Raw genomic sequence first — 616 nt, 5'->3', positions numbered from 1 at the left:
ATTTAAAATTAAAGTTGTATACACTTCATACATTCTCCCCTAACAACATTATACAGATTATAATTTGTATATTCAGTACATTTTTTGAAAAGTATAATTATATCAAAATATGTGATTATGTATAGATACAATCCACTATGGAAAAATATATAATAAAAGAGTATAACAAACAATAAAAAATAAGATGATTCAAATTTTATTTTGAAACATCTTATTTACTCTACAAATTAAAATTACTTGGTGAATTATTTAATTATTATTTTTTATTAAAGAAATTTTAAATCTTAATATAAAATATGCTATTATACATAATAATCCAAGTGCAAATGCTACTGGAATTAACATCTCCGATTCAAAGTAAAAGAAATATTCTAAGAAAATATCTGGATTTACTATATTCCCATTCTTGTCTAAAAAATCTTTCCCATTATATCCTAAGTGCTGTATAAAATTACTTATGTTATTATAATCTGCTTCCCTATCATACACCATATTAGCATTCAATCCAGAAGAACTTAAATTAGTGTTTCCATCTTTCATATCTATTACATATAATCTAAGAGCTTTGACTTTACTATACTTATCTTTATCAAGTATTTTTTCAAGTTCTAACTTA

Annotated in this window: 1 pseudogene; it reads right to left on the bottom strand. The window is 22.2% G+C overall.

The features are described from left to right. Positions 1-249: 249 nt before the first annotated feature. Positions 250-616: pseudogene (locus tag K0039_RS20255) on the bottom strand (permease prefix domain 1-containing protein); the annotation flags it as partial.

Source organism: Terrisporobacter mayombei, from assembly GCF_020748465.1.
GTDB lineage: Bacteria > Bacillota > Clostridia > Peptostreptococcales > Peptostreptococcaceae > Terrisporobacter > Terrisporobacter mayombei.
Note: the sequence above shows the minus strand (reverse complement) of the source record. Positions and strands in the feature narration are given on the sequence as shown.